This window comes from Fibrobacter sp. UWS1 (assembly GCF_002300445.1).
Lineage (GTDB): Bacteria > Fibrobacterota > Fibrobacteria > Fibrobacterales > Fibrobacteraceae > Hallerella > Hallerella intestinalis.
The window spans coordinates 803825-822891 of record NZ_NSGW01000002.1; the positions used below are offsets into that span (position 1 = coordinate 803825).

Annotated in this window: 19 protein-coding genes, 1 tRNA gene and 1 pseudogene; 11 read left to right on the forward strand and 10 right to left on the reverse strand. The window is 48.8% G+C overall.

The genetic code is table 11. The features are described 5' to 3' along the window. Positions 1 to 6: 6 nt before the first annotated feature. From BGX14_RS13735 to BGX14_RS13755, 5 genes are all read right to left on the reverse strand, one after another. Complete coding sequence (locus BGX14_RS13735; RefSeq protein ID WP_095880187.1) at positions 7 to 1215, reverse strand: class I SAM-dependent rRNA methyltransferase; 1209 nt, start codon at positions 1213 to 1215, stop codon at positions 7 to 9. After that, positions 1215 to 1832, reverse strand: coding sequence for a bifunctional phosphoserine phosphatase/homoserine phosphotransferase ThrH (gene thrH, locus BGX14_RS13740; protein ID WP_073306212.1), 618 nt, complete (start codon positions 1830 to 1832; stop codon positions 1215 to 1217). The genes BGX14_RS13735 and thrH overlap by 1 nt, the downstream gene beginning before the upstream one ends. An 8-nt stretch (positions 1833 to 1840) precedes the next feature. Next, on the reverse strand, positions 1841 to 2731 hold the full coding sequence (locus BGX14_RS13745; RefSeq protein ID WP_233126559.1) for an Hsp33 family molecular chaperone HslO: 891 nt from the start codon (positions 2729 to 2731) through the stop codon (positions 1841 to 1843). Between the two features lie 71 nt (positions 2732 to 2802). After that, positions 2803 to 3765 (reverse strand): NAD-dependent epimerase/dehydratase family protein, encoded by a 963-nt coding sequence (locus tag BGX14_RS13750; RefSeq protein ID WP_073306219.1) that lies wholly within the window; start codon positions 3763 to 3765, stop codon positions 2803 to 2805. Between the two features lie 10 nt (positions 3766 to 3775). Next, entirely contained in the window at positions 3776 to 4843 is a 1068-nt protein-coding gene (locus BGX14_RS13755; RefSeq protein WP_095880188.1) for a hypothetical protein, read from the reverse strand. Positions 4844 to 5132: 289 nt separating this feature from the next. Here BGX14_RS13755 and BGX14_RS13760 point away from each other — a divergent pair, with 289 nt between their 5' ends. Then, positions 5133 to 5873, forward strand: a complete 741-nt coding sequence (locus BGX14_RS13760) for an ankyrin repeat domain-containing protein (protein ID WP_095880377.1) — start codon at positions 5133 to 5135, stop codon at positions 5871 to 5873. Here the strand turns inward: BGX14_RS13760 and BGX14_RS16220 are convergent. Continuing rightward, positions 5854 to 6237: a hypothetical protein gene (locus tag BGX14_RS16220; protein WP_233126588.1), complete on the reverse strand. Its 384-nt coding sequence runs from the start codon at positions 6235 to 6237 to the stop codon at positions 5854 to 5856. The two genes, BGX14_RS13760 and BGX14_RS16220, sit on opposite strands and share 20 nt — an antisense overlap. On the opposite strand from BGX14_RS16220, the gene BGX14_RS13765 reads away from it, so the two are divergent. The 8 genes from BGX14_RS13765 to leuB are packed head-to-tail and all read left to right on the forward strand — an operon-like array spanning position 6151 to position 13277. After that, complete coding sequence (locus BGX14_RS13765; RefSeq protein WP_233126582.1) at positions 6151 to 6945, forward strand: DUF3450 family protein; 795 nt, start codon at positions 6151 to 6153, stop codon at positions 6943 to 6945. The genes BGX14_RS16220 and BGX14_RS13765 overlap by 87 nt on opposite strands. After that, positions 6942 to 8423, forward strand: coding sequence for a MotA/TolQ/ExbB proton channel family protein (locus BGX14_RS13770; RefSeq protein WP_095880190.1), 1482 nt, complete (start codon positions 6942 to 6944; stop codon positions 8421 to 8423). The genes BGX14_RS13765 and BGX14_RS13770 overlap by 4 nt, the downstream gene beginning before the upstream one ends. Before the next feature lie 2 nt (positions 8424 to 8425). After that, the gene (locus tag BGX14_RS13775) at positions 8426 to 8989 is read left to right on the forward strand and encodes a MotA/TolQ/ExbB proton channel family protein (protein WP_073306208.1); all 564 of its coding nucleotides are present in this window, start codon (positions 8426 to 8428) and stop codon (positions 8987 to 8989) included. Further along, positions 8986 to 9387 (forward strand): biopolymer transporter ExbD, encoded by a 402-nt coding sequence (locus BGX14_RS13780; protein WP_073306207.1) that lies wholly within the window; start codon positions 8986 to 8988, stop codon positions 9385 to 9387. The genes BGX14_RS13775 and BGX14_RS13780 overlap by 4 nt, the downstream gene beginning before the upstream one ends. 2 nt (positions 9388 to 9389) lie before the next feature. Next, positions 9390 to 10049 carry an energy transducer TonB gene (locus BGX14_RS13785; RefSeq protein ID WP_233126560.1) on the forward strand — a complete coding sequence of 220 codons (660 nt, stop codon included), beginning with the start codon at positions 9390 to 9392 and terminating at the stop codon, positions 10047 to 10049. Then, positions 10039 to 11058 (forward strand): tetratricopeptide repeat protein, encoded by a 1020-nt coding sequence (locus BGX14_RS13790; RefSeq protein ID WP_095880191.1) that lies wholly within the window; start codon positions 10039 to 10041, stop codon positions 11056 to 11058. The genes BGX14_RS13785 and BGX14_RS13790 overlap by 11 nt, the downstream gene beginning before the upstream one ends. 6 nt (positions 11059 to 11064) lie before the next feature. Further along, positions 11065 to 12144, forward strand: coding sequence for a hypothetical protein (locus BGX14_RS13795; protein WP_073306205.1), 1080 nt, complete (start codon positions 11065 to 11067; stop codon positions 12142 to 12144). A 44-nt stretch (positions 12145 to 12188) separates the two neighbouring features. Further along, complete coding sequence (gene leuB, locus BGX14_RS13800) at positions 12189 to 13277, forward strand: 3-isopropylmalate dehydrogenase (protein WP_073306204.1); 1089 nt, start codon at positions 12189 to 12191, stop codon at positions 13275 to 13277. A gap of 151 nt (positions 13278 to 13428) precedes the next feature. Here leuB and BGX14_RS13805 read toward each other — a convergent pair. Both BGX14_RS13805 and BGX14_RS13810 read right to left on the reverse strand, forming a co-directional pair. After that, a pseudogene (locus tag BGX14_RS13805) lies at positions 13429 to 14322 on the reverse strand (IS630 family transposase); the annotation flags it as partial. Between the two features lie 286 nt (positions 14323 to 14608). Further along, a tRNA-Leu gene (locus tag BGX14_RS13810) sits at positions 14609 to 14692 on the reverse strand. A gap of 526 nt (positions 14693 to 15218) precedes the next feature. Here BGX14_RS13810 and BGX14_RS13815 point away from each other — a divergent pair. Then, a complete protein-coding gene (locus tag BGX14_RS13815) occupies positions 15219 to 15965 on the forward strand; it encodes a YebC/PmpR family DNA-binding transcriptional regulator (RefSeq protein WP_073306406.1) in 747 nt (248 codons plus the stop codon). Positions 15966 to 16289: 324 nt separating this feature from the next. On the opposite strand, the gene BGX14_RS13820 is transcribed toward BGX14_RS13815, so the two are convergent. Then, complete coding sequence (locus tag BGX14_RS13820; RefSeq protein ID WP_073306404.1) at positions 16290 to 16829, reverse strand: TlpA family protein disulfide reductase; 540 nt, start codon at positions 16827 to 16829, stop codon at positions 16290 to 16292. Positions 16830 to 16891: 62 nt separating this feature from the next. Then, positions 16892 to 18190, reverse strand: coding sequence for an asparagine--tRNA ligase (asnS, locus tag BGX14_RS13825; protein WP_095880192.1), 1299 nt, complete (start codon positions 18188 to 18190; stop codon positions 16892 to 16894). Between the two features lie 36 nt (positions 18191 to 18226). Here asnS and BGX14_RS13830 point away from each other — a divergent pair, with 36 nt between their 5' ends. After that, entirely contained in the window at positions 18227 to 19030 is an 804-nt protein-coding gene (locus BGX14_RS13830; protein WP_095880193.1) for a hypothetical protein, read from the forward strand. Positions 19031 to 19067 lie beyond the last annotated feature (37 nt).

Below are 19067 nucleotides of genomic sequence, written 5' to 3' on the forward strand. Positions count from 1 at the left end.
AAAGGACTAGTCCGCTTGGAGCAAAAGCCCTTTTAGATATTGCCCTTCGGGAAAGCTGGTTTTTACAGGATGATCGGCGGGTTGGCCGAAACGTTTGATGATTTGCATTGTTCGGTGTGCGTCCTGGGTCGCGTCGGCGACGATTTTTTGGAAAAGTCCCATTTCCATGAGACCGGAACAGCTGAATGTCGCTAAAATGCCATGCTCGTTCAAAAGTTTTATCGCCAGCAAATTGATGTCTTTGTATCCGCGCGCTCCTTTTTCGAGATGCGCTTTGTTTTCAATGAATTTTGGCGGATCAAGAACGATAAGGTCGAAGGTCTTCCGGCTGTCTCGGCATTTGCGCAGGTAGGCAAAGACATCCGCTTCGACGAGTTCCACGCGGCTTTTATCAAATCCGTTTTTTTGAATCAGCGAATCGGCAATGTGGAGTGCTTCTTGAGAAACGTCCACTTCGGTAACTAGGCTGGCACCATTTTGCAGGGCGAAAAGTCCGAAGCCGCCCGTGTAAGAAAAACAGTTGAGAACGTGCTTTCCCTGTGCGAATTTTCCAACTTCAAAGCGGGCGTCCCGTTGGTCCAGATAGTATCCGGTCTTGTGTCCATTCCAGATGTCCACGTCAAAAAGGATCCCGTTTTCCCGCATTTCAATTGGTGTGCGAGGCACATCGCCATAGACGATTCCTTTTCGCAAGGGAAGCCCTTCTTTTTCGCGGACGTCGGCATCGCAGCGTTCCAAAATTCCTTTGGCTCCGGTCTTTTCCGCTAGAATTTCATACAATGTCGTGCGAAAATATTCTGCTCCAGCTGAAAGGATTTCGATGGACAGGAAGTCGGCGTATTTATCGACGATGCAGCCCGGAATGCCATCGTTTTCTGCGTGAATCAGGCGGAAAGCCGCCGTTGGATCTTTGACGTCAAAGCCGCGCAAGCGGCGATTTTCAATCGCCCTGTCGATGACGTTTGCAAAGAAATTCCGATCGATGGGAGTGCGCTCCCGGTAAGTCCAAAAACGGGCCCGGATTTGCGAATCGGGAGAGTAGGCGGCGTAGCCCAAAAATTCCCCTTGTGCAGAACGCACTTCGACGGTTTCTCCGGATTGCGGATTGCCGATAACATGTTGAATGGCTCCGCTGAAAATCCACGGATGATTTCGGATCGCGGATTTTTCTTTTCCCCGGACGAGAACGATGGCGGGAAATTCAGCGCTGGACATTACAGAGAATCCTGAAATTGGTGGAAACAGTCCAAAAGCTCGCTGTAGGAATTTGCCGAATCGAGCTGGGGAAATTTTTCGGTGACGTTGGATGGGGCGAACAGGAACGAACCTTTGTCCGCCGCCAGAAGCATTCCCGTGTCGTTGAAGGAATCGCCTGCGGAAAAGACCTTGAAATTCAGCGATTTTAAAGCTTCGACGGTTTTTCTTTTTTGATCCTGCAAACGTAAATGATAGCCGGTAATCTTGTCGTTTTGAACAATCAGGTTGTGACAGAAAATGGTCGGCAGGTTCATTTTTTTGATGAGCGGGTAGGCGAATTCCTGAAAAGTGTCGGAGAGAATAATGACTTGGGCTTCATCTCGCAGGGTCGCTAAAAATTCCGTGGCGCCATCCAGTAGCGGAAGGCTGCCGATGACTTTTTGAATGTCCGAAAGCTTTAAATGTTCGCGTTCCAAAATGCGGAGACGTCCGCGCATAAGCTCATCGTAATCCTGAATGTCGCGCGTGGTCAGACGCAATTCGGGAATGCCCGTTTTTTCGGCGAAAGCTATCCAGATTTCGGGGGTTAGAACCCCCTCCATATCGAGGGTGACAACACATTGTTTGGTAAACATAGGCGTTCTTATTTTAAAAGGCGGTTGTTGATAATTTCTTGGATTTCGTCCGGAGTGACCACATACTTGTTCCGGCAAAAATCGCAGACGAGTTCCACGTTTTCGCCGCTTTGAATGAGTTCTTGCAAGTCGTCCGTTGGAATGCTGGCAAGCGATGCCAGGGAACGTACTTTGCTGCACGGGCAATAAGGGCGCGGTTCGATTTCGCGGACAATCGTTGTCGGGTATTCGCCGGAGATGGTATTCTGGAGAAGCTCCAGATTGAATCGGTTTCCGTCAAAGAATTCCGAAAAGGGCGGCAACTTGGCAATTTGTTTTTCCAGAACGTCGAGCTCTTCATCGGCAATGTCGGCATAAGGCTCCAAGTAGAATCCGACGGCGTAGTCCAATTTTTGCGGGTTATCCTTGTTCAGGCGGGCCTCGATTCCCACAGCGGATCGCGTTTGCGCCGATTGCAGCATATAGACGGAAAGATTTCTGCCCATGCTTTCGGAAACCGCTTCGATAATGCTTTCCCGCGCCCGTTTTCCGTGTTCGTCCAAAGTGACGACTTCAAAGCGTTGAGGGGAAAGAGCCGGCTCGTATTGCTTATTGTGCAAAATTTCATCTTGCGGAATCATCGCTCGGAAAAGGCCTTGTGGGGTGGAGTCCGCTTCGGCAAAAGAAATGTCCCCGGAAAAAGAAACTTTGACACAGACGGTGCCGGGAAATTTCAGGCTGGACGAAAGAAACAGGGATGCGATAGAGGTTTCCGCCAAAAGCTTTAGTGCTTCTGAGGACGCTCCGTGCATTTTGCCGACTTCTTCGGCGGAATGGGTAATGTCCGCCAGAACAAGGCGAAAGGGAACGTGTGCTCCTGTCGCGCGAATCAGACGGTCTTTTTGAGAATGTTCCATCATATTGTAAATATAGGAAAATGAAAGGGCCGCCCGGTTGGACGGCTTTTGGAGATGGGCTTATCGCAAAATATTTATGCGGTATATTCTTTGAACCATTCGGCAAAGCGGGCGATGCCGTCTTCCAAATTGACGCTGGGTGTGTATCCGATTTCCTGTTCAAGGGCTTCGGTGTCTGCCCAAGTGATTTCCACATCTCCCGGTTGCATAGGAAGCATTGTCTTTTCGGCTTCGTGCCCAAAATTTTTTTCGAGAGTGGCAATGAAATCCATCAGTTTGATGGGTTCTCCGCGTCCGATATTATAAAGGCGATTGAGAGCTTCCGATTTTTCGGTTCCATTGTAGGCAATGCGGCGGATTCCTTCTACAATGTCGTCGATGTAGGTGAAGTCGCGCATCATGTTGCCGTTGTTGAACACTTTAATCGGGCGGTTGTGCGTAATGGCATCTGCAAAAAGCCACGGAGACATATCAGGACGTCCCCAAGGCCCATAGACGGTAAAGAAGCGAAGGCCCGTCAGGTTCAAGTGAAAAAGATGGTGGTAGGTTTCGGCCATCAGTTCGTTGGAACGCTTGGTGGCGGCGTAAAGGCTGGACGGTTTTTCCACGCGATCCGTGGTGCGAAACGGCGTTTCGGTATTGCGTCCATAGACGCTGGAAGACGAGGCATACACAAGATGCTTGGGCGGAAACGCTCGTGCGCATTCTAGAATATTTAAAAAACCGGTAATATTGGAATCCACATAGCTTTGCGGATTGATGAGGCTGTATCGGACGCCGGCTTGGGCGGCCAGATTGACAACGATGTCGAACCGGTTTTCTTGGAAAAGCCGAAAAACCGTTTCTTTATCGGCCAGACTGCATTCCGTAAAATGAAAACGTTCGGAGGGAATGCGTGCCAATCGGTCGCGCTTGAGTTTTGGGTCGTAGTAGTCGTTCAGGTTGTCGATGCCAAAGACTTCATGACCGTCTTTCAAGAAGGCGAGAACGGTTTCGCAACCGATAAAACCCGCCGCTCCGGTAACAAATACTTTCATGGGAATCTCTTTAGAAACCGATGCCAACCGAGAAGAAGGGACAGGACATTGTGTCAAAGTCCAGCATAAAGGAATGGTCGTCTTCTTTCCAGTTGTGACCGTTGTAAGTGTGGAAATAATAGTGGGTGCTTCGGAATCCGGCGAAAACGGCAAAACGGCGAATGCTCGCCTGCAAGCCTATGCCGCGGACATAACCGAAAATCAGTGGGTTTCTGTAATAATCGTCGTCCAGAATGGAGTAGCCGAACATTCCTCCCAAAAATCCCAGTGCACGAATCTGGTAGTTTGTGCTGCGGATAAAGGAAAATCCGATTTCAAATCCGCCTTGAAGAAGCAAATTGTCCGCGGTTGTCGATTTCTTCTTGCTGGATTTGTCTTTGGGCGTATAATCTATATCGAAGCGGTTATAGGAAAAAGCGCCGAATAGGGAAATCCAGTTGTTGACGGCGTATTGACCGGCGACTCCAATCATGTTGGAAATATCAACGTCAATATGGTAGCGCTTTCCTTTGCGCGTCATATGATAGGCGACATTTGCTTTTTTGATAGAGGAAATTTCATAGAGAAAGCCGATGCCGAAGGGATGTCTTGTGGAATAATCCGCAGTGTTTATTCCCGCATTTGCAGAGGAATCTTTTTCGAGCGGAGCATTTGAAGCGACATTTATAGAATCGGCATTGCTTTCCGTATTCGCTCCGGCAGTAGAGTCTTTTTCGATCGGAGCATTTGAAGCGACATTTGTTGAATCGGCATTGCTTTCCGTATTCGCGCTGGCAGTAGAGTCTTTTTCGATCGGAGCATTTGAAGCGACATTTATAGAATCGGCATTGCTTTCCGTATTCGCTCCGGCAGTGGAATCTTTTTCGATCGGAGCATTTGAAGCGACATTTATAGAATCGGCATTGCTTTCCGCATTCGCACCGGCAGTGGAGTCTTTTTCTGCTGGAGTGGGGGAGACGACTTTCACCGAGTCTGGTGGAATAGCATTTGATGAAGTGGGTTCTGCAAAAGCGGAGATTACGCCGAAAATGCTCACGGCGATGGAAATAGAGCCAAAGAAACGATTCAGATAAAACATCGTCCTCTAATTCTACATTTTTTTGGAACTCTTTTTCCAGATTTTTACAAATTTTCGGGAAAAATACTTTTTACTTAAAGAATTGTCGGTTTTAAATCATCGGCTGGCGTCGATAGGGGATTGGCGGTGGTGGCCTCGGTTAGGGCCCTTTGGAAATGAGGCTCTTCTTTGCACGGATTTTTCCAAACGAGGCCGAAATCGTGGAAATAAAGAGAAATTTTTAGAATTTAAGAACAATTTGGTAAAAAATTGTGTATTTTCAAAGGGAATTTTTTTTACTGGAGTTTTTATGAAAACAAAAAAAATTTTGGCTCTTGGTGCGTGCGCATTATCTCTGCTTTTTACGGTCGCCTGTTCGGATGAAATGGATCCGAATGATCCCGCTTCTGTCCGCAAGCATTTGACGAAACAGGGAATTCCGTTCACCCCGAATAAATTTATGTCGTATATCGCTCAAAATGATACGGCGGCCATGTCCTTATTTTTGAAGGCGGCTTACGATATCAATTCGACAGATGGAAATGGAAATTCTGCGGTGGCGATTGCGGTGAATAAAGGAAAAGTCGATATTCTCCAGTATTTGATTCAGCATGGTGCCAAGCTGGACGGCACCAACAGCAACGGCAAAACCTATTTGGAAGATGCGATAGAGAACAAGCATCGGGAAGTGGCGCAGCTTCTGATTTCGAAAATGCGGGAATCCGGCGAAATCCAATCCACGGCTCCGGCTGTTGCTTTGGCGGCAAAGACCGGCGATGCGGAAGTTCTGAAAATGCTCGGCGATGCGGGTGCTCCGCTTGAAGTGCGCGGCGCAGATTCGTATTTCCCCATCCATTTGGCGGTGAAGGGCGGCAATTACGATGCGATGGTCTATCTGATTTCCAAGGGTGTCGATGTGAACGCCAAGTGCGGTCAGGGTTATTCTGTCTTGGACTGGGCGAAAAACGAAGGCTACACCCGCTTGATCGCTTACCTGAAAAAGCACGGTGCTAAAAATACGCCTGCCTATATTAAAGAGTTCGGTAAATAACGGTTGCATCGAAGGTGCTTTGAACTTCAAAAACGTCTGGCTCGCTGTCGGGCGTTTTTTGTATCTTTGAATCTATGGCAACTTCTAAAAATTCCTTTTCAAAAAAACGGTTGCGACATATCGCACCGCTTAGTCTCTTAAAGAGACCGATACATCCAGTATTGCCCGCTTTTCCTTTCTGCCGCTTGGTCTCATGCGATTTTTCTTCACCAAAGTCCTTTTTAGAAATAGCCTTATGAAAAAATGTTTTTTTCTCTGTTTGATCTTCTGCTGCGGCGTGGCTTTTTCCGCAGAAACGCTGGATGGCGTTCGGCGCCAGATTCAGACCGTAAACAATGAAACAGCTCGCGAAAAGAAATTGCACGCGGATGAAAAAAAGCGCCACGAGGATTTTATCCGTTCCGGGCGCGAAAAGGTGGTGTCGCTTTCCAACCAGAAAAAAGCGCTGCGCGCCGATATCGATGCGATGAAGGCGGAACTTTCCCGTTTGAATGAAGCGAGAAACAAGTCTTCTGGAGTTTCTCGTTGGTATGATTCGAAAAAGGCGAAGTATGCGCAGGAGCTTGCCGTTGTCATCGAAGAACTCGTTCCGTTTTTTGAATCGGATTTTCCGTATCGGGCAAGTGAAACCGCCGAGAGCTTGCGCGAGATGGCGATGGAGCTAAAGAAGGGCGTGATTGCCCCGGACGATGCTTTGGGAAGAGTCTTGGAAGTTTTTGTGGATCGTATTCGCATGGGATATACTACGGAAAGTTGGGACGGTTATTTAACCGATGCGGAAAGCGGTCGGCAGATGCAAGGCAAGTTTTTCCGCTATGGGACGGTGGCCGCTATGTTTGAAAGCGCGGACCAGTCCGATTATTATTGGCTGGATAGGGTGAATGGCGTCTATTCCTGGAAAAAATTTCCAGAATCTTTGGAACTTCGAGCCGACGTGAAAGACGCGTTTCGAGTTGCAGAGGGCAAATCCGCTCCGCATATCGTCAAAATCCCGATATCTTCCCGGCGAACGGATGCTGAAAACGAATTGAAGAATACAAAAGAAAGCTCGGCGCAGGAGCAGAAAAAATGAAAAACGCTTTGAAGAAAATAACCGTAGTGCTTGCCATTGGAACAGGAATTCTTTTGGCGCAGCAGCCGTTGGGCGGAAGTTCTAACGGAGACGCCTTGGTTCGGGAACGTGCGGAATTGAACAAGGCAAAAGCCGATTTGGAAGAGGCCCGCCAGAAACGGGATATGGAAGTGGCCGCTCGCTGGAACGACAGGGAAAAAGCGAATCAGGAGCGGGAACTTTTCAACCAGAAATACGAAGAAGCCAAGGACGAATTGGATCGTTTGATGGAAGAACGGGTTCGGTTGGAAGAAAATGTGCGCGTTGCCCGGGAAGATTTGGCGCAAGTCAAGGAAAATGCGGAAGGAAAAAGAGCCGAATTTTTGGCGTTGGTCGCGGACAAGAGTGTCTTGGAGCCCCTCTCTCGCTTGAAAGAGCAAGGCATTCCCTTCCGTTTGCCTGCTCGAATCGAGGATTTTAATCGCACGTCCAAGAACATGACGCTCTATCGTGACGATCCGATGAAAGTGGCTAAAAGCGTGATTGAACTGGCGAAACGGGAACTGGCGTTTAGCCGGGAAATCGAATGGAATAAGGGCGAAATTCTTTTTGGAAGCAAAGTGGCTTTTGGGGATGAACTCCGTCTGGGAGGAATTTTTGCGATGCGCGCGTCGTCTGGCGTGGACAGCTCGGTTTCGATGATGCTTCCCGCTGCGGGGGACAAAGGACGCGTCTTTTCGTGGCAGGAAATGAACACGGTGGAATCCAAGAGCGGCGTCATTGAAGCCTTTAAGATGGCGCAAGATTCGTCCTTTACGATGATTCCAGTGGATGTTCTTCTGAGTACCACCCTCTCTTCGGAACTGGCAAACGCCGAAGAAAAATCCTTTTGGGATATTTGCCGTCAGACTTTCCGCGATGGCGGCATTTTGATGTATCCGATTGCGGCTCTTTTGTTGCTGGGGCTCTTGCTGGTGCTGGAACGCGGAATCGTTCTTTCGGCGAAAGGAGTGACGCTTCGGTATCGCAAAGTGATTGAATTGGCGTCGGCGGGACAATTGGAAGAAGCCCGTGGGCTGGCGAAAAAACTTCACGGCTCTGTAGGAAAGGTGGTGCAGGCCGGTATTCTCAGGGATTATCCCGACCGCGAATCGGCGGAAAAGGCGATAGAAGAAGTTTTTGCTGGTGAGGTTCCTTCTTTGGAACGCGGGCTGTCTTCGATTTCGGTGATGGCGACGACCGCTCCTTTGATTGGACTTTTGGGAACGGTCATGGGAATGATTCAGCTCTTTCAGGTCATCACGATGCACGGGACTTCTGACCCTAAACTTCTTGCGGGTGGCATTTCGGTGGCTCTCATCACGACGGAAGCGGGACTGATTGTGGCGATTCCTTTGCAATTTTTGCATACGTTTATGGCGAATCGAGCCGATGCGATTCGGATTCGGATGGAAAAAGCGGGGCTTGCCGTTTTGAACTCCCGCTGGATTAAGGGCTAGCGATGAGATTGTTTTCTGTTTTTGAAGAAATCCGCGCGATGCTGGTTCAGGGCGGCTGGGTTTTGCTCCCGATATTTTTGCTGGGCTTATTTGCTTGGACGTTGATTTTTGAACGCTATTTTATGTATCGTCGCGCCAAGAGTCTGGGAAAATTCGGTCTTCTTCACCGGTTTCAGACGACGGTTTCGCAAACGGAAGCCTTGGGGCGGCTTGCTGTCGATTTTCGGCTGCATGAAATGCGTCATGGAATGGAATCGGATTTTGCAAAATCTTTTCCGACGATTGCCGCTTGCGCTTCGCTGGCGCCGATGCTCGGGCTTTTGGGAACGGTGTCCGGAATGGTTCACGTTTTTAAAACAATCCAGCTGTTCGGTTTTGGAAATCCCGTTCTTATCGCTGACGGAATTTCTGAAGCGTTGCTCACGACTCAGGCAGGACTTTTGGTCGCATTTCCCATCGTTCTGGCGAATAACCATTTGCAATCGAAACTGGAGCGTTTGAAGAGCAAGAGATGGAAGCAGGTGTTGCAGTTTGAAAATGAGAAGTTCTTCGGGGAGGCTAAATGAGTTTTATCCGTCGCCAACGCCGTCGAGTCGGCGGTATCGATATTTCGCCGATGATGGACATGACTTTCATCCTCCTCATTTTTTTCATTGTGACTTCTACGTTTACGCGGGAAACGGGAATCGACGTTTCCAAGCCCAAGGCGAGCACGGTGAAGGAACTTTCCAAGGAGAGCATCCTGATTGGCATTACCCGGCAGGGAACTATTCACATCAACGAGACCCAGGTGAACCTCTCTTCGTTGCAAACCATTTTGAAGCAGATGATGAACGAGGCTCCGGATAGACCTGTCGTGATTGTTTCGGACAGGGACGCGCCTTCGGGAAAAATTGTCGATGTCCTGGATGAATGCAATCTCGCCCACGTCCGGAAGGTTTCCATTTCGGCGGCAAAGGAGTAGCCTTGAAAAAACTTTCCGGAATTCTGTTTCATTCCCGATGGTTTTTTGCGGTCGTCTTGGCCGTGGTCGTCAATACTTTTTTCTTTTTAACGATTCCCGTATTGAATGTTCTGTTTTTTAAAAATGATATGGGAAGACAAAAACCGAGACTGGAAGAATTGACGGAAGTAGAAGTGTCCGTGCAGGAAAAAAAGAAAACCCAACCGCAGAAGATAATCCAGAAAATTGTCCAGCCGAATAAATTCAAGCTGAACAGCATGTCCAATGCGGCTCGCTCTCCATCGAATTTCAGCATGGATCTTTCGCTTGCCCGGGGAGATGGTGCTGGCGATGGGGTTGATGTCGGTGCTGGCGGCGGAATGCAGAATTTTGTCTATGAAGCGGGCGATGTCGATGAAGAGGCTCAGGCTCTTAAAATGGTGAACCCCGTTTATCCGGAACGGGCGAAAAAGCTGGGCGTCGCGGGCTATGTGAAAGTCTATTTGGTGATAGACGTTTATGGAAATCCTACCGATGTGAAAGTCTTGTCCGTAGATCCTCCGGGATACGGTTTTGAAACGGAAGCTTTGAAAGCGATTCGCTCTTGGAAATTTGAACCTGCCAAATTGGGGCATTATCCGGTGGCGCAAAAGGCTTCCAAGGAGTTCAAATTTGTTCCGTGATTTCTGCAAAATTTGGAGGCGTGCGATTCATAAGTCGTTTTTGAAAAAGGCGGCGTTCGCTTTATTTGTGCTGGGACTTGGCAGCGCATTCGCTCAGGATTTTTTCAAGCAGGCGAATGAACTTTACGATAAGGGCGAATACAAGCAAGCGGTAAAAATGTATCGTGCAGCGATTCAGGACGGTAGATATGAACCGTTTGCCTGGTTTAATTTGGGAAACACCCTGGTCCAGCTGAAAAAAAACAATATCGCGATGGTTGCGTATAAACGAACGGTTGAACTGATGCCGGATTTTGCAAAGGCGTGGATTCTTCTGGGCGATTTGTATTATCTGGGTGGGGATTTCGGTCTGGCGATTGCGGCTTATTATCGCGCGTTGGAATTGGGCGAAGAATCGGATCATATTCACTATGCGCTGGGCGAGTGCTTTATCCGCTCGAACAGCCTTGCTTTTGCACAAAAACATTTTGAAAAAGCGACGCAGCTGAATCCGGATAGAATTGACGCCTGGTATGGCCTTGCCGAAGTTTATGAAAAATTAGGCGATTATGAATATGCGATAAGAACATTGAAGCGCGCGGTGGACAATGCCGTTTCTGCCGGTGCGGATGTGCATTACACCCTTTCGCATTATTACAGCAAAATGGATTCGTCCAAAAAGGCGATTCGGGAAATGGAAAGCGGGCTTTTGACGGATCCGCGCAATACGTCGGCTCGGCGTTTTTTGGCGCAGATGTATTTGCAGGATGCTTCGCCGTGGATGGCGATTTTTACCCTGGAAGAGGGTTTGCGCTTTCAAAAGGACAGCGACAGGCTCCATGTGGATTTGGGGCAAATTTATTTTGCACAAAAGCGCTACGACGAAGCTCTGGAACATTACATGACAGCCTGGAAAATGGGAAATTCTCAAGGCCGCATTGGAGCCGAAAACGTGGGGAATACATTCTACAATGCGGGCGATGAAAAAAAAGCGCAAGAGATTTATTTGCGCATCATTCAAAGGAGATAAAATTTTATGGCGAAACAGAGAAAAGTCTGGAAATCCTCGGCATTGGATGCGGTAAATTTCTCGAAAGCCGACAAGGTTCGTCAAGTCTTGATTGCTGTCGCCAAGGGTGAGCACCCGGCGATTGCCGACTCGGAAAAATTATACGACTTGCTCTGCGGGATGTTTAGAAAAATAGAAGACCTGAAAAAGAATCGCGAAACCCTGGAAATGCTCTCCTGGTTCCTGAATTGCGATGCCTATTTTACAGTTCCCGAAGAAGATTTTTTATTTCTGGAAGACATCCGGGAATTGTTTGGGGATGCGGTGTCCTTTTTCTCGGAAATGGCGAATGAATCTACAGACCGCGCTTACGTTATCAATCTGATGCACGACCTGCTATTGAATGCCGTCAGCGAATACGATGCCCGCTTTGATTTGTTCTTTGCCGTTCGCCAATTTATGTCGGCAGAGGAAATTCGTCAGCTGGCGGACGAAGTTCTTGAAACATTGGACAAGCATAGCCTGGAAAATGAAAATGAAGTTTTTGCGGGCATTTTGGACGTTGCCGATGCTGCAGGTGATGCGCCGCTTTACGAAAAAATCATGTTCCGCCGAGATCCCGATAGAAAAAACGGTTCGCTTATCGCTGCCGCCAACGCCTATTATGTGGCGGGCGACATTCCCAATGCGAATCGCCTTTTGAACGAGGTGCAAAATCCCGTACAGCGGGACGAAGAGGAATTTTTGGATTTGAAGGTCGGCATTCTTTTCAAGGAAGGAAAGGAAAAGCAAGCGCATTCCCTTGCCGAAGAATTATATGAAAAATTTCCGCGGGAATATCACCTGATGAGCCTTTGTAAAATCGTGTCGCCAGATCGCAAGGAGGAATTGCTGAATGAACACGAAAGTCTTCGGCTTGGCGAATCCGTGAGTCCCGATTATGTCAATATGCTGATAACGCTTTCGGAATTCGATCGACTTTCCTGCTATTTGGAAAATCATCGGGAGCAAATCCATGCGATGGACGGCGAAACCCGTGAAGAACTGGCAATCCGTCTGGAATCCTTTAATCGCAAGGACTTGGCCAAAATGTTGCGCCGCGTTTAATCGTATTTTACTACATTTTTCGCGGTTTAATCAAGAGGTTGCTTATGAGTAAAAATTATAAAGTTGCCGTGCTTCCCGGCGACGGAATCGGTCCGGAAGTCATGAACGAAGCGGTTCGCGTTCTGGACGCTGTCGCTGCCAAGTTCGGGTTCTCCACAGAAAAAGAATGGGCCGATGTCGGCGGAATCGCCTATGATCATTTTCAGAATCCGCTGCCGGAAAGTACCCTGAAGATCGGTGAAGCTGCCGATGCGATTCTTTTCGGTTCCGTGGGCGGACCCAAGTGGGAATCCCTTCCGCCGAATTTGCAGCCGGAACGGGGCGCCCTGCTGCCGCTTCGCAAGCATTTCAAGCTTTTTTGCAATCTGCGTCCGGCACGCGTGTATAAGGAATTGGCTCCGGCTTGTCCGCTCCGCGCCGACATTGTGGGCGATGGATTTAACATTCTGACGGTTCGCGAACTGACCGGAGACGTCTATTTTGGACAACCCAAAGGCCGTGAAGGAAGTGGCAAAGACGAAATTGGCTTTGACACGATGAAATACAGCCGTTACGAAGTGGAGCGCATAGCTCGTTTTGCCTTTGACGCTGCAATGCTCCGCCATAAAAAAGTCGCGAGTATCGACAAGGCGAATGTTCTGACGACCAGCGTATTTTGGCGTGAAATCGTCAAGGAAATTCATGCGAAGGAATATCCGGAAATCGAACTCGAACATCTCTATGTAGATAATGCCGCCATGCAGCTTCTGCGTCGTCCGCGGGAATTTGATGTGCTTCTTTGCCCGAATCTCTTTGGCGACATTTTGACGGATGAATGCGCGATGCTCACGGGTTCTATGGGTCTTCTGCCTTCGGCTTCCATTGCGGAAGGTTCTTTTGGACTGTATGAACCGGCTGGTGGCTCGGCTCCGGATATCGCAGGCAAGGGCATTGCCAATCCGCTTGCCCAGATTCTTTCTGTCGCATTGATGCTTCGCTACTCCTTCAAGGAAGAAGATGCCGCGAAGGCGATTGAAACCGCTGTGGAAAAAACGATTTCCGCTGGTTTCCGCACTGGCGAAATTTGGAAAGAGGGCGACACCAAGGTCGGTACGACCGGCATGGGAGATGCGGTTCTTTCTTTCCTCAAGTAAGTTCTAAAATTTTTCGACGAAAATCGAATACGGTTTTCCTTTTCAAAAAGTCCGGCGTTTTGCTGGACTTTTTATGTTGTGAAATCGGATTCGAGTTCTTTTAAAACAGCATTTGCTTTTTATTGCTCCGGCGGATATATTTTTTACATAGTCATGCTGCATAAGAGACATGCTTGTCGCCAAAATACTTGATTACTCGTTCAGGGCTGTTGCTCACCATTTTCATGTGGGATTCCGCATGGGAGCGTAGCTTTTCGCGAGTCCGAGCCGGTGCGTTGGAAGATATTTCGTGTTTCAGGTCGGCATTAAGACGTTCGTCAGGATTCAGCTCGGGACTGTAGCTGGGCAGGTAGAATACGCTTATCTTGTCCGTGTTCGCTTCAAGCCATTCCTTTACCGGCTTGCTGTGGTGAACCCTCAGGTTGTCCATCACGAGAAACACTTTCTTCCCTTTCCCGTCTGCATACACATCCTTCACCAGAGCCGTCATGAAGTCGATGAGCTTCGTCGCGTCGAACGCCCCGTCAATCATCATCCAGTGGCACTTCCCGCGATTGTTCACCGCCGATATCATGGAAAAGCGCTCCCTGCATCCGGGAGCCTTCACGACCGGGGTCTGCCCGCAGGGGGCGTAGCTGCGGCCACGGACATCCGTGTTCACGATGGCGGTCTCGTCCGCCCAGTGGATTTCCGCATTCTCGCATACCGCATCGGCCTTTATTTTCGGGTATTCCTCTTCGAGCCACTTCTTCACCGCTTCGGGGTTTTGCTCGTACGCGCGGACAATCGGTTTTTGCGGGGTGAAGTTCCATCTTTTGAGGTAGTCGCCGACCGTTCTCTTGGCCAGCTTCACTCCAAATTCGCTGCGGACAAGCTCCGCAACCGCTTCGCGGGTCCAGAGGGCGAACTTGAACTTGAGCTGTTCGGGACGCTTGTCCCGGATTAGTTTCTGTATCTCGGATTCTTGATTGGCGGAAAGGAGCCTTTTTTCCCTTTCCTTGCGGCCCCTTGTCTTCGGCTTGAGCGCATTCATCCCGCCTTCTTCATTTTTACGATTGTCTTCCGTTTTTCGAGAAGGCTCTGGACATTCTTTCTTGCATCATCTTTTTCCATGATGCAAATATAGTAAACTTTGCTTGTTTTGTAAAGTATTTATCTGCCTAATCTATAACGAAAATAGAAACGTTTATTTGGTGGATTGAAAAATCGAGAGCGAAAGGATTTGCTCTGCCGGAATTTGAATAGACGAAACGCTCGGGGCAATTTGCTGTGGTTGGAATCCGGAAATTTTAAAACAAAAAGGTTCGGTTTCTTTAGAAACCGAACCTTTATGCGGTCGGACAGACTTGAACTGTCAAGCGGTTGCCCGCACTAGCACCTCAAGCTAGCGTGTCTACCAATTCCACCACGACCGCGTCGTGAATTGATTTACGCGCGATAATATAATTTTTGTTCTTTTCTCTGTCAAGGGGATTTTTGATTTTTTTGGTAATTATGTGCAATTATCCATGAAGTTCTCACGATTAAAAATTTTCCTCAAGATGAATTTCTTTTCGCAAGGTGAACCCGGTTATCAGTTCTAACTTCCAACTCTCAACTTCCAACTCTCAACTCTCAACCGATCCCTGAGCTAGCCGAAGGGCACTAACCATTAACTTGTTTCAGGGATGCTTGCTTCCTTTAGGCGAATAGTCTCTTGATTATGAAAAGATGATAGGAGGATTTTCTTTTGACGGAAAGTGTCCGGTTTTAGAAATTCAAGTTGCTGAATGATATATTAGAAATGGGTTTTCTTTTCTCTGGTTCTACATTTTTGAAAGGTTTGCTTGCAGAGAAAAGTAAATGCTATAAAAACGGCTCTTTTTTTTGCTTTTTTTGCCCTCAAATAAGCATAGAATTCTATTTTTGTACCACAAAAAATTTTGAAAACTCGAGGTAACTATGTCCGGACACTCTAAATGGGCTACGACGAAACGTAAAAAAGCAAAAACCGACGTTGCCCGCGCAAAAGCCTGGAACAAATTCATTAAGGAAATTTCGATAGCCGCCAAACTCGGCGGCGGAAATCCCGATGCAAACCCGCGTCTCCGTGCGGCAATCCTCAAGGCCAAGAGCCAGAGCCTTCCCGCGAAGAACATCGAATCTGCTATTGCCAAAGGCACGGGCGAAGGCAAGGATGTGGTCATGGAGGAACCGGTTTACGAAGGTCGCGGTCCCGGTGGAGTCGCCATTTTTGTCAAGTGCATGACCGACAATAAGACGCGCACCGTTTCCAATATCCGGAATATTTTCAATAAGAATGGCGGAAGCATGGGGGAAGCGGGCTCTGTGGCTTGGGCTTTTACGCACAAAGGCGTTATCGACGTGGATGCCGAAAAATATGCGGAAGACCAGGTGATGGATGTCGCTTTGGAAGCGGGAGCCGATGATATGGCGACCGAAGACGGCGTACATGAAATTTCGACGACTCCGGAATCTTTTGATGCCGTCACAAAAGCTCTTGAAGCCGCTGGCATTGAAATGCTCAGTGCTGAAATTTCCTATGTGCCGAACGATCCGGTCAAGCTGGATCACGCCGATGCCCAGAAGCTGCTCAAAATCATCGACAAGTTTGAAGATGATGACGATGTTCAGGACGTTTATCACAATGCGGAAATCAGCGACGAGGACATGGACGCCGCGGAATAATTCGGCTCTTGTATTTTTTTAGGCTCGGTTTTTCCGGGCCTTTTTTTATAAAAAAAGGGGCTTGCTGTATGGAATTTGGAGTAGTGCAACGTGTTGAAAATTCAGAAGGAATATCTTGTTTGGAAGGCGTTTGCTGCCCTTCGGCAGGCTCAGGGACCGCTGGTTGGTGTGCTTCGACGGACTCAGCAACCATGCTTCGACAAGCACGGCAGCCGTTGGTTAGTGAGCTTGTCGAACTAGTCAAGCACACGGATCACTAACCGAATCGGGTGGAATTTCGTATATAAGGTCCCAAAAAATCCTTTGCAGGAATTTTTCCTGAATCTATTTCAAAAGTTCTTTAATCAAATTTTCCAACTGTTCGTCGCTTTTTTTGGAAAGATCGCTGAAACGGTAATAGGAACCGTCCTTGTTTACCACGAATACGACAGGAACGTAACCCGTTCCGTAACGAGGGCCAAATTTGGTGTTCACGTCTTGGAAAATGGGAATAGAGGCGTTGAACTGGTCAATAAAAAGCCGAATGTCGTTTTTCTTGATTCCGCCGCCAATAGAAATGCCCATCCCTAGAAGTCCCTGTGCTTCGTATTTTTTGACGAGTTCCTGAATGCTTGGGAAATGGGATTGGCAGTGCGGGCATTTGGGGCTAAAATAGTAGATGAGAAGCGGCTTGCCGCTGAAGTGGGCGAACAGCATTCCCGGGTCGTTTACGCCAGATAGCGGAATGGTGAAATCGATTTTCTGGACTTCGCCCGATGCGGAATCCTTGAATACTTCGGGCGGTTGAACTTTGACGGCATTTTGCGCAAATGAAAAAATCGAACAAGCGAAAATCAACGGCAAAACGCGGTAAAGGAAACTCATGCGGCAAAACTCCTATAAAGTATGACTAAAATACAAAATTACGCAGCGGGGGACTATGGAATTTATGGCTTCAGCCTGTGGGGGAGTCGAGGGAAGGCTCCCGTTTCGCGAACATGAGGAAGGTTGCAAATCCAGGCGACAGTTCTTTCGAGTCCGAGCCCGAATCCCGCATGAGGAACGGAGCCGTATCGGCGGACATCCAGATACCAGGAGTAAACCTCCGGGGAAAGTCCTTGCTTTTGAATGGCGGCTTCGAGAACGGCTAAATCCTCTTCGCGTTGCCCGCCGCCGATGATTTCGCCGAATCCTTCGGGAGCGAGAATGTCCATGTTGCGGACGAGTTTCGGATTTTCTGCGCTTCTCTTCATATAGAAGGGCTTGATCTCTGCGGGATAATCATAGACGACCACGGGACGGTTGAAGTGGTTGCCTACGATGGTTTCGTCGGGACCGCCGAAGTCGTCTCCCCACTGGAATGGGGCGCCAGAAGCCTGAATGATTTTGACGGCATCCGTGTAGCTGATGCGGGCGAAGGGTTCGTTCGCCGTGATTTCCAAGGCTTTGGTGTCGCGATCGAGCAGGCGGAGTTCGGAGGCGCATTTGTCGAGAACATGTTTCGCGATCGATTGCACAAGTCCTTCCGCCAGTTCGATATCTCCTTCCAGATCCATGTAGGCGACTTCAGGCTCGACCATCCAGAATTCAGTCAGATGACGGCGGGTGTTGGAATTTTCCGCCCGGAACGTGGGGCCGAAGCAATAGGCTCTGCCAAAGGCCGCACAGGCGGCTTCCATGTAAAGTTGCCCGCTTTGGGAAAGGTATGCGGTCTCGTCAAAATACGGCGTGGCAAAAAGTGTGCTCGAACCTTCGCATTCGTTGGGGGTAAAAATCGGCGCATCAACAAGGGTGAAATCCCGAGAATCGAAGTATTCCCGAATCGCCTGTGCAATGTGGTGGCGAACGGTCAAGATGGCGTGCTCGCGGGGACTCCGGATCCACAGGTGCCGCCAGTCCATCAGAAAATCCGTGCCGTGTTCCTTGGGGGAAATCGGATAGTTTTCGGTCTTGGAAACGAGATCGACGTGGGAAGCGACAATTTCAAAGCCGCAGGGAGCCTTGGGCGATTCGACGACTTTGCCGTGAACCCGGATGGAGCTTTCCTGGGTCAGATGCTTGATGGTTTCAAAATCGTCGGAGGGAACGTCGGTGATTCCCGCAACGACTTGGACGAATCCTGTACCGTCGCGAAATTGAATAAAGCAGACCTTGCCGGATGCGCGTACCCGCATCGCCCAGCCGGAAAGAACGACGCATTTTCCAATAAAATCTTTCAAATGCCGGATATATGTCTTTTGAAGCATGGCTAAAAAATAACCATTTTTCTTACATTTGTAACCGTGAAACGCTATCTTCGATTTTTCGTCTTTCTGTTTTTATTTGCAGGCTTGCCGCTTTTTGCGCAAGAGGGCGAAAATGCGCCTATCGGGCGAACGGAGGCGTTTCGCAAAAAGGTCTTTGATGGAGGAATTCCGCTGCCTCGGGAAACGAGTTATCAGCAGCAGGGCTTTGGAGTCGGACTCGGGGGCGGGGCGCTTTTTTCCAGTGGAACGCACTGCAATACGCTGGCCGTGTGGCAAGGAACTTTGGAATACTATTATGCGCAGTATTTGAGCGCGGGCTTTTCGGCTCGGATGTATGGCGGCAATGTCGATGACAAGTATTCGATGATATACCAGCGCTATCACACCCATTTGCGTATGCATCACTTGATTTGGGAACGCTGGAGCGTTTATGTGGGACCTACTCTGGGCTTTGAAACTACCGATTTGACGGAAATTCGTCATGGGGATAATGTGGACAATTCCCTTGTTTCCAAAGACGAAGAAATCGAGGCGGTCGGCTGTAAGAACGAATACAGCCTGGACGGGCTGTCCGGCGGCATCGCGATGGGAACGGGCTTCGCTTTTTCGGACGATTGGGCGGTAAACGGCGGCACCAGCATGGAATACAATACGGCGGAGGTGGGGCAGCTGACGGTCGCTTTCGGGCTGGGATTCAATCTGCGGAATCATGCGGATTTTTTGAAAAAGAATTTTCTGGGCGGCTGGATTGTTTTGGAAGGGCTTGCCCATCGCTATTTTGGAACGGACACCGGCGCTTGGGGATTGTCTGTTTTTCTCGCCTTCATCTTTAACATTTGACGGATTCCATTTTTTTTACTATCTTGGGAGTCCCCCG

What these genes read in the sequence shown, in the direction of transcription:
- BGX14_RS13780 (WP_073306207.1), top strand. Translation starts at nt 8,986, where the DNA reads ATGAGTTTTATCCGTCGCCAACGCCGTCGAGTCGGCGGTATCGATATT.
- BGX14_RS13775 (WP_073306208.1), top strand. Translation starts at nt 8,426, where the DNA reads ATGAGATTGTTTTCTGTTTTTGAAGAAATCCGCGCGATGCTGGTTCAG.
- BGX14_RS13795 (WP_073306205.1), top strand. Translation starts at nt 11,065, where the DNA reads ATGGCGAAACAGAGAAAAGTCTGGAAATCCTCGGCATTGGATGCGGTA.
- BGX14_RS13750 (WP_073306219.1), bottom strand. Translation starts at nt 3,765, where the DNA reads ATGAAAGTATTTGTTACCGGAGCGGCGGGTTTTATCGGTTGCGAAACC.
- leuB (WP_073306204.1), top strand. Translation starts at nt 12,189, where the DNA reads ATGAGTAAAAATTATAAAGTTGCCGTGCTTCCCGGCGACGGAATCGGT.
- BGX14_RS13735 (WP_095880187.1), bottom strand. Translation starts at nt 1,215, where the DNA reads ATGTCCAGCGCTGAATTTCCCGCCATCGTTCTCGTCCGGGGAAAAGAA.
- BGX14_RS13745 (WP_233126559.1), bottom strand. Translation starts at nt 2,731, where the DNA reads ATGATGGAACATTCTCAAAAAGACCGTCTGATTCGCGCGACAGGAGCA.
- BGX14_RS13815 (WP_073306406.1), top strand. Translation starts at nt 15,219, where the DNA reads ATGTCCGGACACTCTAAATGGGCTACGACGAAACGTAAAAAAGCAAAA.
- BGX14_RS13755 (WP_095880188.1), bottom strand. Translation starts at nt 4,843, where the DNA reads ATGTTTTATCTGAATCGTTTCTTTGGCTCTATTTCCATCGCCGTGAGC.
- asnS (WP_095880192.1), bottom strand. Translation starts at nt 18,190, where the DNA reads ATGCTTCAAAAGACATATATCCGGCATTTGAAAGATTTTATTGGAAAA.
- BGX14_RS13820 (WP_073306404.1), bottom strand. Translation starts at nt 16,829, where the DNA reads ATGAGTTTCCTTTACCGCGTTTTGCCGTTGATTTTCGCTTGTTCGATT.
- BGX14_RS13760 (WP_095880377.1), top strand. Translation starts at nt 5,133, where the DNA reads ATGAAAACAAAAAAAATTTTGGCTCTTGGTGCGTGCGCATTATCTCTG.
- BGX14_RS13770 (WP_095880190.1), top strand. Translation starts at nt 6,942, where the DNA reads ATGAAAAACGCTTTGAAGAAAATAACCGTAGTGCTTGCCATTGGAACA.
- thrH (WP_073306212.1), bottom strand. Translation starts at nt 1,832, where the DNA reads ATGTTTACCAAACAATGTGTTGTCACCCTCGATATGGAGGGGGTTCTA.